This is a genomic window from Agromyces neolithicus (assembly GCF_039529735.1).
Lineage (GTDB): Bacteria > Actinomycetota > Actinomycetes > Actinomycetales > Microbacteriaceae > Agromyces > Agromyces neolithicus.
On sequence record NZ_BAAANJ010000005.1, the window covers coordinates 17333 to 32129 of the forward strand.

At 70.7% G+C, this 14797-nt stretch carries 11 protein-coding genes; 3 read left to right on the forward strand and 8 right to left on the reverse strand.

Annotated elements, in window-relative coordinates; all coding sequences use genetic code 11:
• Window positions 1–23: 23 nt before the first annotated feature.
• Entirely contained in the window at window positions 24–932 is a 909-nt protein-coding gene (locus tag ABD164_RS07670) for a hypothetical protein (protein WP_344295131.1), read from the reverse strand.
• Window positions 933–1053: 121 nt separating this feature from the next.
• Here ABD164_RS07670 and ABD164_RS07675 point away from each other — a divergent pair, with 121 nt between their 5' ends.
• Entirely contained in the window at window positions 1054–5274 is a 4221-nt protein-coding gene (locus tag ABD164_RS07675) for an nSTAND1 domain-containing NTPase (protein ID WP_344295134.1), read from the forward strand.
• Here the strand turns inward: ABD164_RS07675 and ABD164_RS07680 are convergent.
• The 3 genes from ABD164_RS07680 to ABD164_RS07690 form a co-directional block, all read right to left on the reverse strand.
• The gene (locus tag ABD164_RS07680; protein WP_344295137.1) at window positions 5271–5681 is read right to left on the reverse strand and encodes an META domain-containing protein; all 411 of its coding nucleotides are present in this window, start codon (window positions 5679–5681) and stop codon (window positions 5271–5273) included. The genes ABD164_RS07675 and ABD164_RS07680 overlap by 4 nt on opposite strands.
• A 119-nt stretch (window positions 5682–5800) precedes the next feature.
• Window positions 5801–5971 (reverse strand): hypothetical protein, encoded by a 171-nt coding sequence (locus ABD164_RS07685; RefSeq protein WP_344295140.1) that lies wholly within the window; start codon window positions 5969–5971, stop codon window positions 5801–5803.
• 129 nt (window positions 5972–6100) lie between these two features.
• Window positions 6101–7210, reverse strand: coding sequence for a LysR family transcriptional regulator (locus ABD164_RS07690; protein WP_344295473.1), 1110 nt, complete (start codon window positions 7208–7210; stop codon window positions 6101–6103).
• A gap of 155 nt (window positions 7211–7365) precedes the next feature.
• Between ABD164_RS07690 and ABD164_RS07695 the strand changes: the two genes are divergently transcribed.
• Entirely contained in the window at window positions 7366–11025 is a 3660-nt protein-coding gene (locus ABD164_RS07695; protein ID WP_344295142.1) for a proline dehydrogenase family protein, read from the forward strand.
• A gap of 97 nt (window positions 11026–11122) precedes the next feature.
• On the opposite strand, the gene ABD164_RS07700 is transcribed toward ABD164_RS07695, so the two are convergent.
• Window positions 11123–11620 carry an ATP-dependent zinc protease family protein gene (locus ABD164_RS07700; protein ID WP_344295143.1) on the reverse strand — a complete coding sequence of 166 codons (498 nt, stop codon included), beginning with the start codon at window positions 11618–11620 and terminating at the stop codon, window positions 11123–11125.
• Between the two features lie 24 nt (window positions 11621–11644).
• On the opposite strand from ABD164_RS07700, the gene ABD164_RS07705 reads away from it, so the two are divergent.
• Window positions 11645–12841: a RimK family alpha-L-glutamate ligase gene (locus ABD164_RS07705; protein WP_344295475.1), complete on the forward strand. Its 1197-nt coding sequence runs from the start codon at window positions 11645–11647 to the stop codon at window positions 12839–12841.
• A gap of 120 nt (window positions 12842–12961) precedes the next feature.
• Here the strand turns inward: ABD164_RS07705 and ABD164_RS07710 are convergent, their stop codons facing one another.
• The 3 genes from ABD164_RS07710 to ABD164_RS07720 form a co-directional block, all read right to left on the reverse strand.
• Complete coding sequence (locus ABD164_RS07710; RefSeq protein WP_344295145.1) at window positions 12962–13324, reverse strand: GntR family transcriptional regulator; 363 nt, start codon at window positions 13322–13324, stop codon at window positions 12962–12964.
• A gap of 8 nt (window positions 13325–13332) precedes the next feature.
• Window positions 13333–13770 carry an Lrp/AsnC family transcriptional regulator gene (locus ABD164_RS07715; RefSeq protein ID WP_344295147.1) on the reverse strand — a complete coding sequence of 146 codons (438 nt, stop codon included), beginning with the start codon at window positions 13768–13770 and terminating at the stop codon, window positions 13333–13335.
• 133 nt (window positions 13771–13903) lie between these two features.
• A complete protein-coding gene (locus ABD164_RS07720; protein ID WP_344295150.1) occupies window positions 13904–14689 on the reverse strand; it encodes a hypothetical protein in 786 nt (261 codons plus the stop codon).
• Window positions 14690–14797 lie beyond the last annotated feature (108 nt).

The following is a 14797-nucleotide window of genomic DNA, read 5'->3' on the forward strand; positions in this document are numbered from 1 at the left end:
CGGGGCACCTGTTGGGGGCGTCTTCACCTCGTTGCGACGAAGATGTCGCCGTCGCGGCCGAAGTACAGCCGGTGGCCATCTCGCGACAGTGACGGTCGTGACTCCGCTCCGGCGGTGTTCACGTTCGGGCCGAGCCTGACCGGCGGCTGCCAGGTGCCGTCGGGTCCGCGCACGGACGAGTAGATGTCCATGCCGGCACTCCCGGGTCGAGACGATGCGAAGACGATCTCCCGGCCTCCGGGAAGCACGTTGGGCATGACGTCGGCGGCATCGGAGTTGAGCTCCGCGACCGGCGTGGGCGCGGCGAACCGGAAGTCGCCGACCATCGTGCTCACGTAGATGTCCTGCCCGGCTCCGGGGAGCGGCGGACCACTCGAGAAGTAGAGCGAGAGACCGCCCGGCCCGCTCGCCAGCGACGGCCCGTACTCCATGCCCGGCAGGTTCGGCCCGTCGGGCGCGCACCCGAGGTTGCGGGGTGGTGCCCACTCGCCACTGGCCGGGTTCTGCGACGTGATGTAGATGTCGCCCAACCCGCACGCGACGGTGCCATATGCGTCGGTGCCGCCGCGCGTGGAGACGAACAGCAACTCATTGCCGGGCAGCGGCGTCGGACAGAAGTCCTGGGCGGTGCTGTTGACCGGTGCCGGAAGTATCGTCGGCGCGCCGAACGAGGTCACGGCGCTCTCTCGGGTCGCCACCCAGATGTCGTTGTCCCCGCCGTCGCGCGTCGATGCGATGTAGAGACTCTTTCCGTCGGGGGACTCGATGGGGCAGCCGTCGGCTCCCGGCGCGTTGACCGCTGAGACGGGCGCGGACGGTCCCCACTCATCGATTCCGCCGCCCGCGGCGTGGGCGGGCGCGGTGACGAGCGCTCCGATGACGATCGACGTCGCGACCGCGGCGAACGCGACCGTTCTTCTGGTGCCTAGCATGCCGATTCCCCTTTTCTCGGGTCGGGGCAGCGAATGCTGCGGAACCCAGTGGAGCGCAACCCGTTATCAGCCTGTTAACGGCGCCATTGACGGGGAGCGGCCGGCGTTCCAGAGTGGACGCGTGGAGATCGGCGTACTCGGGCCGGTGACCGTCGGCGGTGGGGCGGTCGCGCTTTCCCCACGGGACCGCGTGGTGCTCGCCGCGCTCGTCGCGCGGGCGGGCGAGGCGGTGCCGGCGGCGGAGCTCGCCGACGCGCTCTGGAACGGCTCGCCGCCTGCATCATGGACGAAGGTCGTTCCCGGCTGCGTGATGCGTCTACGGCGTGCGCTGGGCGACGCGGGCGCGATCGAAACCGTGGGCTCCTCCTACCGCCTGGTCGTCGAACAGGTCGAGATCGACGCCGCCCGCTTCCGGCAGCGTGTGGCGCGGGGGCACGAGCTTCAGCAGCTCGGCGAGCCCGACCGTGCCGTCCACGTGTTCGCCGAGGCGCTCGAGCTGTGGCGGGGGCGCGCATACAGCGAGACCGACGAAGCGCCGATCGAGCGCGTCGAGGCGAGCGCCCTGGAGGAACTGCGCGCCGACACCGAGGAGGCGCTCGTCGCCGCGCGGCTCGAGGTCGGGGCGCTGGGTGAAGCGGTCGGGGAGGCGCAGGCACTCGTGGTGCGGGAGCCGCTGCGCGAGAAGCGCTGGGCGCTGCTGGCTCAGGCGCAATATCGGGCGGGCCGACAAGGCGACGCGCTCCAGACGCTGCGCGATGCCCGCACGACCATCGCGGAGGAGCTCGGGCTGGACCCCGGGCCCGAGCTCGCGGAACTCGAGCGAGCGATCCTGCGTCACGATTCGAGCCTGCGCGTCGGCGAGGCCGCGACGCCTCCCAGTCTCGACTGCCCCTACTTCGGTCTGGTCCCCGCCGGACTCGACGATGCCGACCTGTTCTTCGGTCGAGAGCACGAGCTGCGGTCCTGGCTGCCCGCTCTCGCGGAGTCAGGCGTGCTCGTCATCGCGGGGCCGTCGGGCGTCGGCAAGTCCTCCCTGGCGCGGGCCGGTGTCGCCGCCGCCCTGCGCTCACAGGGGCGAACCGTCTCGGTGATCACGCCCGGGGCTCGGCCGATGGCGGCGCTCGAGGGCGGCGTCGCGTCCGGCCCTCGCGCGCTGATCATCGATCAGTGCGAGGAAGCGCTCGTGCTCTGCCAGGATCCCGCCGAGCAGCAGCGGTTCTTCCGCACCCTCGCCGAGGGCTTCTCACACGAGCTCCTCGTCATCACCCTGCGCGCCGACCGGTTGGGCGACTTGGCGAATCACCCCGAGTTCGCCCGCCTCGTCGAGCGGAACCTCGTGCTGCTCGGGCAGCTCGACACCGACGGGCTGCGCGCCGTGATCGAGCGGCCCGCGCGTCAGGCGGGTCTGCTGCTCGAACCCGGTCTCGTGGATCTGCTGCTGCGTGACGTCGCGGACGAACCGGGCGCGCTGCCGCTGCTCTCGCATGCACTGCGGCAGACGTGGCTGCGCCGGGAGGGTCGCACGCTCACGGTCGCGGGTTACACCGAGGCGGGTGGCATCAGCGGTGCTGTCGCGCAGACCGCCGAGCAGCTCTACGGCGAGCTTTCCGAGGAGCAGCGACGGCGTCTGCAATCACTGCTGCTGCGCCTTGTGGACGCGACGCCTGAACTGCTCCCCACCCGACGTCGGATGCCGATCGACGTCGTCGCCGCGGACCCTCGTCGTGCAGAGCTCGTGCGCCTCCTTGTCGATGCACGGCTGCTCACGAGCGACGACGGCACCGTGGAGGTCGCGCACGAAGCGCTCGCGCGGGCATGGCCGCGACTCACGGAGTGGCTGGAACAGGACGTCGACGGGCAGCGCATCCTTCGGCACCTCAGTGCGGCAGCCTCGGGGTGGGACGCCATGTCGCGTCCCGACAGCGAGTTGTACCGGGGCGCGCGGCTCAGCGCCGCCCTCGCGTGGCGGGATGCCGAAGCTCCCGAGCTCACCTCGATCGAGGAGTCGTTCCTCGATGCCGCGGTCGATCGCGAGCAGGCCGATCTGCGGGCCGCCACCATTCAGCTGGCGAAGCAGAGGCGGAGCGTCGCCTGGCTGCGGCGGCTCGCGGCGGGCGCCGCCGTCCTCGCACTGGTGGCCGGTGCGGCGGCGACCTTCGCGTTCATCGAGCGCGGGCGGGCAGACGAGCGCGCGTTGGTCGCCGAGGCGCGCCGCGTCTCGGCACGTGCGCTCGTCGACCGACCGTACGATCGGGCGCTCCTGCTGGCCACCGAGGCGATCGGGCTCTGGGACAGCGTCGAGACACGGGGAAGCCTGCTCAACACGATCCAGCGCAGTCCGCTCGCGTCTCGCGTCATCCGCAGCGGCGACGCGTCGATCATCCACTTCGATCTCTCGTCCGACGCGACGCGTGCGGTGGCGGTGGACAGCCTCGAGAACGTCGCCCTCATCGAGACTGAAGGCCGATCGCTCGTCACCGGCCTCGACGAGGAGGGTACGTCGTACATCGATGCCGAACTCAGCCCCGACGGCCGGAACGTCGCCGTGTCGTCGGTCAACGTGGAGTGCTGGTTCGCCGACTGCCGTGATGTCGGCGTGCGGTTGGTCGACGTCGACGACCTCACCGGACAGGGCGCGAAGCTCGGTGGCTTCCCGCTGCCCGTCGCCGACGTGTCGTTCTCGCAGGACGCCGACATGATCGCCGCCATCGCGCCGATCCCGTGGTATGCGGCGCCGGGCAACATCGCGGTGTGGAACGCGGACGACCTCGAGGCGCCCGTCGTCGTCATGGACCTGACCGAGCTCGGGGAGAACCCGGCGTTGACCCCCGACCACTTCGTGTTCGGCACGGTCGAGTTCGCGCCCGACGGGGACACGCTGTATGCGAGCGGCTACGGCCCCACGATGGCCTTCGAGACCGCGACCGGGCAGGCCACCGCCACGTACGGCGGGCTCGGTCTGCTCGCCGTCAGCCCCGACGGCCGGACGATCGCACTCGTCGGCCAGGGCAATGAGGCGCTCCTCCAGGACACCGCCACCGGCGAGACCATCGAACTCGTCGGGCACACGGCCCCGGTGCGCGATGCCGCATTCAGCCCCGACGGTGCGGTCGTCGCGACGGTCGGGAACGATCACACCGCCATGGTGTGGGACGCGCGCACCGGTGCGCGGAACCACATCCTCGCAGCCCACGTGGGGGCGGTGCACGGCGTCGAGTTCGGGCCGTCCGGTGCCCTCTTCACCGCGGGAGCGGACGGCGCCGTCATCGAATGGGACCTCACCGGCGATTCCGGCCTGTTCCGGGAGATCCTGTCGGATCGCCCGCTCGAGCACGTCGTCGCCGGCCTGCCGTTCGTGGATCCGCGGGGCGAGCGCGTCGTGGTGATGGGCGAGACGAGTGTGGACCTCATCGAGGTGACGACGGGTACGGTTCGCTCGATCCCCGCCGGGCCCGCCCGGTGGGCGGCGTTCCATCCCGACGGCCATCGCTTCGTCACCGTGACCGATCGCGGCGTCGCCGAACTGTGGGATGCATCGACCGGCACGCTCGTGGCGGGAAGCGCTCCGGGTGGGACGAACGACGGGGCGATCGCGTTCACCTCCGACGGCCGGAGCGTGGTCGTGGCCGGGCATGCGGGCGACGTGCGCATTCTGGACGCCCGAACGCTCGAGCAGCTGCGACCGACGATCGATGTCGGTGCTTCGGCGGCCGGTGTTCGCGCGGCCGACGGCGTCATCGCGGTGACCTCGCAGGGACTCGACACCGGGTCGGGCACCGAAGTGGTGTTCGTCGATGCGAACGACGGCGCGATCCTGCGTCGCGTCGAACTCGACTCGTGGGGCGTCCGCGCTGCGTTCAGTCCCGACGGTTCGCGGTACGCGTTCGGCGGGCGCGACGGCGACGTCGGCGTCGTGGACGTCGCCACCGGCGAGGTCGTGTACGGCTCGACGGAGCCCATCCATCAGGGGCCCGTGGCGGGGGTCGTCTTCAGCGACGACAGTGAATCGCTCGTGAGCCTCGGGTTCGACGGCGAGGTCGTCGTCTCGGCAGGTGATTCGGCTGTGCCCTTCGCCCGCCTCTCATCGGCGCACCCGAGCAAGGCGGTGCACGGGGTGTTCCGCGATGCGACCATGCTGCGGATCGGTTACGCAGACGGCTCGGTCGCCGAGTTCGACACCGATCCCCGGCTGTGGGTGCGGCATGCGTGCACCGTCGCAGGACGCGACCTCACCCTGTCGGAATGGCAGGATGCATTCGGCGCGCGTGAGTATCGGCCGACGTGCGGAGGGCACACGGCCGCCGCGGGTCGCCGTAGGCCGCGCACGTCCGTGGTGGCCTAGTACCCCGAGGGTGCGTCGGCGCCGGCCTGCTCGAGCGTGCCGATCTCGGCGCCGTCTTGGCCGAGCACGGTCATCGTGGTGTCGGCGATCGTCGCCTCGGTGAGCCCGGCGAGCCACGTGTCGACGTCTTCGCACGCCATCCTCGTCGAAGCGACGTCGTCGAACTGCACATGGTCGGCCTCGTCGACCGACCATGAGCCGTTGAGCCGATTGCAGCCGTCGGTGCCGCTGAAGGTGCCGTCGTCGGCGAGGTCGAGCGAAGGCGCGGTCGTGTCGGAGGTATCGCCCCACGTGCCGACGGGATCGACCGAACCGCCCTGCGCCTCACCCTGCATGCCCGCGCAGCCCGCCAGCATGAGCGCGGCGATGAGGGCCGTGCCGACCAAGATCTTCCGAGTTCCAGCCATGCTCGCAGGGTAGACCCGCGGGACACGCGCCGCCATGGAACCGGGTCTCGATTCGGGTGTCGGCATGACCTCATCGCGACCGGGCGCGAGTTCGCCCGCCGCGGGTATTCGGCGCCGCGCTATCGGCCTGCGCCGGCTGAAAGCTCGACGACCACCGAAGCGTCGACGCCGAGTCCGTAGATGCCGCCGCCGGAGCCGCCGCTCGACGGGCACCCGGTGAGCGTCATGACGGCAGCCGCTGCGACGATGACCATGCCGACGCGGGTCGTGGAACGAGATGTCCGTGCCATGGGCCCAGCGTAGGCCGAGGTTTCCTCAGGTTGGGTGGGAATCGTGATCGGCGTCGGGCGTCGCGTGGTGCCGCCGTCGCCGTCGCGCTCGCCGTCGCCGTCGTGGTCGTGGTCGCCGTCGCCGTGAGCTCAGGGGGTGCCGTCGGCTGGGGTCGCGGTGGCTCGGGCGGCGCGCGCCAGCGCATCGCGGCACGCGACGACGGCCGGGCGGGCTGCGGCGGCATGCCGGGTAGAGGTGAACACCTCGCGCTGCGGATGTCCCGGCAGGTCCACGAGCGTCACGCTCGGCGCCTCGCCCGCCCAGACGAGATCGGGCAGCAGCCCGACGGCGTTGCCCGAACGGATGAGCCGGATGTGCGCCATGAGGTCGGCCGTCTCGAATCGCACGTCGGGCTCGAACCCGGCGTCGCGGCAGAGCTGCTCGGCCCAATCGCGCGACGCCGTGCCCTCGGGCTCGAGCACCCACGGCATCCCGGCCGCAACTGACAGACCGTCGGTCGAGTAGGCGCGAATCGCCGTATCGAGGCGCAGCGCGCTGGTCTGCTCCGCCGGTCGAGTAGGCCGCGCAGCGGTCGTATCGAGACCCGTTGGGGTGGGCATGGTCTCGATACGCTCGCCGGCGCTCGCTACTCGACCGACGGGCATGGTCTCGATACGCTCGCCGGCGCTCGTTACTCGACCGGCCGGGGGCCGGCGACGCGAGGGGTGCGGCGGCAGCGCCAGGCGTATCGCGTCGGCGGCGAGGGGCACGCGGTCGAGCTCGACGCGGTGCGCGCGGGTGTGGCCGGGGTACTGCTCGGCGACCACGAGGTCGAAGTCGCGCGCGGCGACGTCGAAGAGCGCGAGTTCGGGCTCGCGCTCGGTGATCTCGACGCGCAGGCCGGGGTGCTCGGCGCGCAGCAGCGTGAGCGCCTGCGGCACGACGGCGTGCGCGGCCGACTGGAATACCGCGATGCGCACCGTGCCGCCCACGGTCGTGAGCGATCGGGCGACCTCGGCCTCGGCCTCCTCGAGGCGGTCGAGCACGGCGCGGGCGTGGGCGACGAGCAGCTCGGCCTGCGGAGTGAGCTGCACGCGACGGCCCGACTGCACGAGCAGCGGCACGCCCGCCTCGCGCTCGAGCTGGCTGAGCTGCTGCGACACCGACGACGGGCTGTACGAGAGCGCTTCGGCGACGGCCGCGAGCGTGCCGCGCTGGCTCAATTCGACGAGCAGGCGCAGGCGTCGCACATCGAGCATGTGGGCCTCCGGGACATCCGTTCGATCATTCGGTTTCATCGAACAGTATCCGTCAGAATCATTCGCTGTACTGAACGGATGTCGCGGCGCACACTTAACCCGACAGGCGCGCGGTCCCCAACGCGCCCGAAGAAAAGGAACGTACCCTCGTGACCATGTCGAATGCCGCCACCGACGCCCGGCCGAACACCGATCACGTCGTCGCCCTCGTGCGGCGCTGGCTCGCCGAGAGCGCCGAGCATCCCGTCGAACCCGCCGCCGAGCGCCTTGCCGGTGTGCTGAAGGACCCGAACGGGCTCGCCTTCACCGTCGGATTCGTCGACGGCGTCATGCGTCCCGAAGACCTCGGCGTCGCGGGCCGCAACCTCGAGCAGGTCGCGAAGCTCACCCCGAAGTTCCTGCCGTGGTACCTGAAGGCCGCGATCCGCGTCGGCGGCGTGATGGCGCCGGGGTTCCCATGGCTCGTCATCCCGATCGCGCGCCGCGTGCTGCGCCAGATGGTCGGCCACCTCGTACTCGACGCGACGCCCGAGAAGCTCGGCCCTGCTATCGCGACGCTGCGCGAGTCGGGCAACCGTCTCAACCTGAACCTGCTCGGCGAGGCCGTGCTCGGCGAAGACGAGGCGAACCGTCGCCTGCAGGGCACCCATGAGTTCCTCGCCCGCGACGACGTCGACTACGTGTCGATCAAGGTGTCGAGCGTCGTGAGCCAGCTGTCGATGTGGTCGTTCGACGAGGCCGTGCAGAAGGTCGTCGCGAAGCTGACGCCGCTCTACGAGCTGGCGGCGCAGAGCCCGACGCCGAAGTTCATCAACCTCGACATGGAGGAGTACCGCGACCTCGATCTCACGATCGCGGTGTTCACGACCCTGCTCGACCAGCCGCAGCTGCGCGGGCTCGAGGCGGGCATCGTGCTGCAGACCTACCTGCCCGACGCGCTCGGCGCCATGCAGGAGCTCACTGCGTGGGCGAAGCAGCGCCGCGCGGCCGGCGGCGCCCCCATCAAGGTGCGCGTCGTCAAGGGAGCGAACCTCGCGATGGAGCACGTCGACGCCGCGATCCACGGCTGGCCGGTCGCGACCTATGACACCAAGCAGGATTCCGACACCAACTACAAGCGCGTGCTCGACTGGTCGATGACCCCTGAGCGCACCGACGCCGTGAAGCTCGGCGTCGCCGGACACAACCTGTTCGACGTCGCGCACGCCTGGCTCACCGCGATCGAGCGCAACGTCGCCGACAAGGTCGAGTTCGAGATGCTGCTGGGCATGGCGACCGGCCAGGCCGAGGCCGTGCGACGCGACGTCGGCAACCTGCTACTCTACACGCCCGTCGTGAACCCGAGCGAGTTCGACGTCGCGATCGCCTACCTGATTCGCCGCCTCGAAGAGAACGCGAGCCACGACAACTTCATGTCGGCCGTGTTCGAGCTCGCTGACGACCGCGGGCTGTTCGATCGCGAACTGGCCAGGTTCCAGCGTTCGCTCGTCGCCCTGCGTCCCGAGCTCGTCGAAGGGGCGGATGTCGCGACCCCGACCCCGAACCGCACCCAGAACCGTCACACCGAATGGGAGGGCGACGCACTCGCCGCCGCCATGGCGATCCCCGAGGCGCCCGCCCCCGGCAGCGAGCTCGACGACGACGCGTCGCTCACGGCCGTCGTGCTCGGCATCACCCGCGGGTCGGGCGGTGGCTTCGACGCAGCTGACGCTGCGACATCCGCTGATTCGCAGGCGCTTGCCGGCGCGCCCGCCGGCGTGCCCGCGGGCCCGGGCGCGACGCCCGGCTTCCGCAACGAGCCCGACACCGACCCGGCGCTCGCCGCGAATCGCGACTGGGGCCGGCGAATCCTCGCCCGCGTGCCCGAATCGCGGCTCGGCCTCGACACGATCGCCGCCGCACGGGTCGACGATGCCGCAACGCTCGAACACATGATCCAGACGGTCTCGGCTCGCGGCCGGGCGTGGGGCGAGCTGCCGGGCGCCGAGCGTGCCGCGGTGCTGCACCGTGCGGGTCTCGCGCTCGCCGCGAACCGCGACCGGCTCATCGAGGTCATGGCCGCAGAGGCCGGCAAGACCATCGCCGAGGCCGACCCCGAGATCAGCGAGGCCATCGACTTCGCGCACTACTACGCCGAGCGCGCCCGCGAGCTCGACCACGTGCAGGGCGCCGTCTTCGTGCCGCCGCAGCTCACGGTCGTCACCCCGCCCTGGAACTTCCCCGTCGCGATCCCCGCCGGCGGCGTGCTCGCTGCGCTCGCCGCGGGCTCGGGCGTCATCATCAAGCCCGCGAAGCTCGCGCAGCGGTCGGGCGCGGTCATGGTCGAGGCGCTGTGGGAGGCGGGCGTGCCGCGCGAGCTGCTCGCACTCGTCGACCTGGCGAACCACGACCTGGGCCGGCAGCTGGTCTCGGCCCCAGAGGTCGGCAGGGTCATCCTCACCGGTGCGTACGAGACGGCGCAGCTGTTCCGGTCGTTCCGCAACGACCTGCCGCTGCTCGCCGAGACGAGCGGCAAGAACGCGATCATCGTCACGCCCTCGGCCGACCTCGACCTCGCGGCATCCGATGTCGTCAAGAGCGCGTTCGGGCACGCGGGCCAGAAGTGCTCTGCCGCGTCGCTCGTGATCCTCGTCGGGTCGGTAGCGAAGTCCGAGCGGTTCCACCGTCAACTCGTCGACGCGGCGATGTCACTGCGCGTGGGCTACCCGGCCGACCCGCAGAGCCAGATGGGCCCGATCATCGAGCCCGCGAACGGCAAGCTGCTGCACGCGCTCACCCAGCTCGGCATCGACGAGGAGTGGCTCGTCGAGCCCAAGCAGCTCGACGCCACCGGCAAGCTGTGGTCGCCTGGAATCCGCACGGGCGTCGCCGCCGGATCGTACTTCCACCTCACCGAGTTCTTCGGGCCGGTGCTCGGCATCATGCACGCGAAGGACCTCGACGAGGCGATCCGCATGCAGAACGCGGTCGACTACGGACTCACCGCAGGCCTGCACTCGCTCGACTCCGACGAGCTCGCGACCTGGCTCGACCGCGTCGAGGCGGGCAACCTCTACGTGAACCGCGGCATCACCGGCGCGATCGTGCAGCGCCAGCCGTTCGGCGGCTGGAAGCGTTCGGCCGTCGGCGCCGGAGCGAAGGCGGGCGGACCCAACTACCTGTTCGGCCTCGGCGACTGGATGCCCCAGCACGGCCCGAGCTCGAGCACCCTGCACCTGCGCGGACTCGAGCAGCGGGTCACCCAGCTCATCGAGCTCTCGCAGCCGGCCCTCGACTTCGAGGCGTTCGAGGTGCTGCGCCGCTCGGCCCTCAGCGACGAACTCGCGTGGGCCGAGGAGTACGGCGCGGTGAAGGATGTCTCGGGCGTGGGCGTCGAGCGCAACCTCTTCCGCTACCGGCCGCTGCCGGTGACCGTGCGCGTCGGCGAGCAGGCGACGCTGGCCGAGGGCCTGCGCGTCATCGCCGCCGGACTGCTCGCGAACGCGCCCATGATGGTGTCGACCGCGGTCGAGCTACCGCAGGGCGTTCGCACGCTGCTGTCGGCGCGCGAAGTGACGGTCGTGCGCGAGGGCGACGGCGACTGGCTCGCCCGCGCCGCTCGAGGCGGCATCACGACGCCGCGCGTGCGGCTCATCGGCGGCGGGGCCTCTGCCCTCGCCGATGCGCTCGGCGGAGCCCCCGACATCGCCGTGTGGTCGCACCCGGTGACACCGTCGGGTCGGGTCGAGCTGCTGCCGTTCCTGCACGAGCAGGCGATCTCGATCACGAACCACCGGTTCGGCAACCCGACGACGATCTCCGACAGCGTCATCTGACCGGCGTCACCTCGTCGGTCGAGTAGCGCGAAGCGCGTATCGAGACCCAATCCCCGGGCCGTGGTCTCGATACGCTTCGCTACTCGACCGACGCCGTTCAGACCCGCGGTGTCGGCGCGTGCCGGCCGCGATTGCGGCGACGGATGCCCCGTGGCGCGCGCCCGCCCAGGAACGAGCGTGCCGGGTCGACCATGAACCCGTGCCGCAGCGCCTCACGGCCGATGAGCATGCGGAAGCCCATCTCATCGCGATTCGTGAGTGTGACCTCGGCGGTGACGGGCTGGCCCATGAGCACGACCTGCATGAGCACGACGACGCGCTCTTCACCGTGCCCCGACGAGCTGCGCACATGCCGGCGGTCGTATACGGGGCACTCGTACACGACGGCGTCGTCTTCACTGTCTTGCCACGGGTGGATGCCGAAGCGCACGAACGGCTGGTCGCCGCGGCGCAGCTCTTCGACGTCGAAGGCATGCAGTGACGAGGTGCGTGCACCGGTGTCGAGCTTCGCCTTGATCCATGCGACCTCGGCCTCGGGAAGGCTCACCCATTCGCGCCATCCCGCGATGGTGTTTGAATGGTGAGGCTTCGACACGACACCATCTTCGCAGGGACAATGATGAAACTCGCGATTCTCTCGCGCGCTCCACAGGCATACTCCACCCAACGACTCAAGGCGGCCGCGCAGCAACGCGGCCACGACGTCAAGGTGCTGAACACCCTGCGCTTCGCGATCGACCTCTCACGCGGCGAACCCGACCTGCAGTACCGCGGCCGACAGCTCAGCGACTACGACGCGGTGCTGCCGCGCATCGGCAACTCGATCACGTACTTCGGCACGGCGGTCGTGCGCCAGTTCGAGCAGATGGACGTGTACACGCCCAACACCGCCAACGGCATCTCGAACTCACGCGACAAGCTGCGCGCCACCCAGATCCTCTCGCGCCATAACATCGGCATGCCGCCGACGGCATTCGTGCGCAATCGTGCCGACGTGCGGCCGGCGATCGAACGGGTCGGCGGCGCGCCGGTGGTCATCAAGCTGCTCGAGGGCACGCAGGGCATCGGGGTCATCCTCGCTCCCGAGGTCAAGGTCGCCGAGGCGATCATCGAGACGCTGCATTCGACGAAGCAGAACGTGTTGATACAGCATTTCGTGAAAGAGAGCCGCGGTCGCGACATCCGTGCCCTGGTCGTCGGCGATCGTGTCGTCGCGGCGATGCGGCGCGTCGCGAGCGGAGACGAGTTCCGCTCGAACGTGCACCGCGGCGGCTCCGTCGAGCCGGTCGAACTCACGCCCGAATACGAGCAGGCGGCAGTGCGATCGGCGCAGATCATGGGCCTGCGGGTCGCCGGTGTCGACATGCTCGAGGGCGACGACGGGCCGCTGGTCATGGAGGTGAACTCGTCGCCGGGCCTCGAGGGCATCGAGACCGCGACGAAGCTCGACGTCGCCGGCGCGATAATCGACTACATCGCGAACCAGGTCGCGTTCCCCGAGATCGATGTGCGCCAGCGGCTCACCGTCTCGACCGGTTACGGCGTCGCCGAACTGCTCGTGCACGGAGCCGCCGACCTGATCGGCAAGTCGCTCGGCGAGTCGGGGCTGTGGGATCGTGACATCACGGTGCTCACGCTGCATCGCGGCACGACGGTCATCCCGAACCCGCGCAAGGGCGTCGTGCTCGAGGCCGACGACCGGCTGCTGTGCTTCGGCAAGCTCGAGGAGATGCGCTCGATGATCCCCGAGCGCCGCCGCCGACGGGCGAAGGTGCGCAAGCTGCCGAAGCAGCCCATCCCTGCGCCCGCCGAATAGGGGGCGGGCGCTCGTTCCGAAACAGGAACACGCACGCGACACGCCGCTGCCCCACCTGTTCTCGGTCGCGAGTCGGCGCGTCCACCTGCTTTCGAAACGGGGCAGGCTGGTGGAGCCGGGTCAGCGCGGCGCGTCAAGGGCCGACGACACGAGGCGCAGCGCCTCGTCGCGCTCGACGCCGAGGTGGTGCATGCGGTCGGCGAAGGCGAGTGCGGCGTGCTGCGCCTGCTGCGCGACGGCGTCGCCCCGCGCCGAGACGAAGCTGCCCGAGCGACCACGCGTCTCGATCACCTGGTCGGCCTCGAGCGCCCGGTACGCCTTGGCGACCGTGTTGACGGCCAGGTCGAGCTCGTCGGCGAGCGCGCGGACGGTGGGCAGCCGCGTGCCGGGTGCGAGCGTTCCGTCGGCCACGGCGTTCGTCACCTGCCGACGTACCTGTTCGAACGGGGGCTCGGATGCCTCGTGGTCGATCGTGAGCCGCATGGCGTCGGTCAGTCGCGGTTGCGGTTGACGAGGCGCGACAGCACGATGGCGCTGCGCGTGTGGTCGACGTTCGGCGCGACCCGCACCCGTTCGAGCGCGTCTTCGAGCGAGGCGATGTCGCGGGCCCGGATCTGCACGATCGCGTCGGCGCTGCCGGTGACGGTGCCGGCGTAGACGACCTCGGGCACGCCCTGCAGAATGCGCTGCAGTTCGTCGGGCGCGACGGTGCCGCGGCAGAACAGCTCGACGTACGCCTCGGTCGACATGCCGTCGACCGTCGGGTCGACCTGGATCGTGAACGAGCGGATGACGCCGTCGGCGACGAGCCGGTCGACGCGCCGCTTCACGGCCGAAGCCGAGAGGCCGACCGACGATCCGATGTCACCGTACCCCGCCCGGGAGTTCTGCCTGAGCAGATCGAGGATCGCGCGATCGAGGTTGTCCATGCTCGGAGTGTACGTGGATCCGTTGCGTTCGAATAGCGCTCGACGCGGATTTCCTGCGCACACGTGGAAGACCCCCGACCATGTGGTGGATCCATGCGTCGCGATTCCCCCGTGGCCCTGGGGGCTGCCCGGCTCAGTGCGGCGTTGCGAGGTGAACGACACCGTCGGGGGTCCAGGCGACCTCGACGACGATTCCGGGTGCGCCGGCCGTCATTCGCAGGCCGTCGGTCGGGAATCGGCCTCGCTGGGTGCACACCGAGGCGGCACCGCCGTCGCCGAAGTCGGCGACCAGGCAGAGGTCGGTGTCGTCGCGCGCCGCGAAGAGGGTGACGCCGTTCGGGCTCGTTGCCAGCAGTCGCGTGTCGACGGGCGCGAGGAGCGCCGTGAGCTCGGTGAGCGGGGTCTCGAGGTCGAGTGCGTCTGCAGGGGTCGGCTCGCGTTCGAAGACGCGCGCGGCATCGGTCTCGAGGGCGATGGGCATCGAGGCGAACACGTCGGCGTGCAGGCGGGGGCCCAGCTCGACCGGGCCGGACGAGCCCGCGAGTGTCGTAGTGCCCCCGAGGTCGCCGGGTCGCGACTGCCAGCCCACGGCGAAGCCGGCGGCGACGCCGAACACGAGGGCGACTGCGCCCGCGATCACGCCAGCACGCACTGTGAACCGCCTCGATCGGCGCGGCACCGGCGTCGCGCGGCCGTCGACGGCAGCTTCGGGCCCGGCGCCGTCGACGGCAGCCTCGGGCTCGACGCCGTGGGCGGGGTCGGGGGTCGCTGCTGCCGAAGCGTCGTCGACGCTGGCCGTCTCGAACCGCCCGAGCCGATCGAGTTCATCGAGGGCGGCGCTGCGCTCCTCGGCAGAGGCGTTCGCACCGTACGCGATGCGCTGCAGCCGGCGGACGTGTTCGTCGTCTCTGCCGTCCACGATGCTCCTTCCGGCGTGATCGTGTCGCGTGATCGCGCCGTCGCTTCAGGATGCCCCAGCGCCGGGCATGCGGCAAGCCGATGTCTGCGACATCCGTGGGGTTTCGCG

Coding starts and splice junctions, on each gene's coding strand:
- ABD164_RS07670 (WP_344295131.1), bottom strand. CDS start 932: ATGCTAGGCACCAGAAGAACGGTCGCGTTCGCCGCGGTCGCGACGTCG.
- ABD164_RS07680 (WP_344295137.1), bottom strand. CDS start 5,681: ATGGCTGGAACTCGGAAGATCTTGGTCGGCACGGCCCTCATCGCCGCG.
- ABD164_RS07685 (WP_344295140.1), bottom strand. CDS start 5,971: ATGGCACGGACATCTCGTTCCACGACCCGCGTCGGCATGGTCATCGTC.
- ABD164_RS07690 (WP_344295473.1), bottom strand. CDS start 7,210: ATGCTCGATGTGCGACGCCTGCGCCTGCTCGTCGAATTGAGCCAGCGC.
- ABD164_RS07695 (WP_344295142.1), top strand. CDS start 7,366: ATGTCGAATGCCGCCACCGACGCCCGGCCGAACACCGATCACGTCGTC.
- ABD164_RS07705 (WP_344295475.1), top strand. CDS start 11,645: ATGAAACTCGCGATTCTCTCGCGCGCTCCACAGGCATACTCCACCCAA.
- ABD164_RS07710 (WP_344295145.1), bottom strand. CDS start 13,324: ATGCGGCTCACGATCGACCACGAGGCATCCGAGCCCCCGTTCGAACAG.
- ABD164_RS07715 (WP_344295147.1), bottom strand. CDS start 13,770: ATGGACAACCTCGATCGCGCGATCCTCGATCTGCTCAGGCAGAACTCC.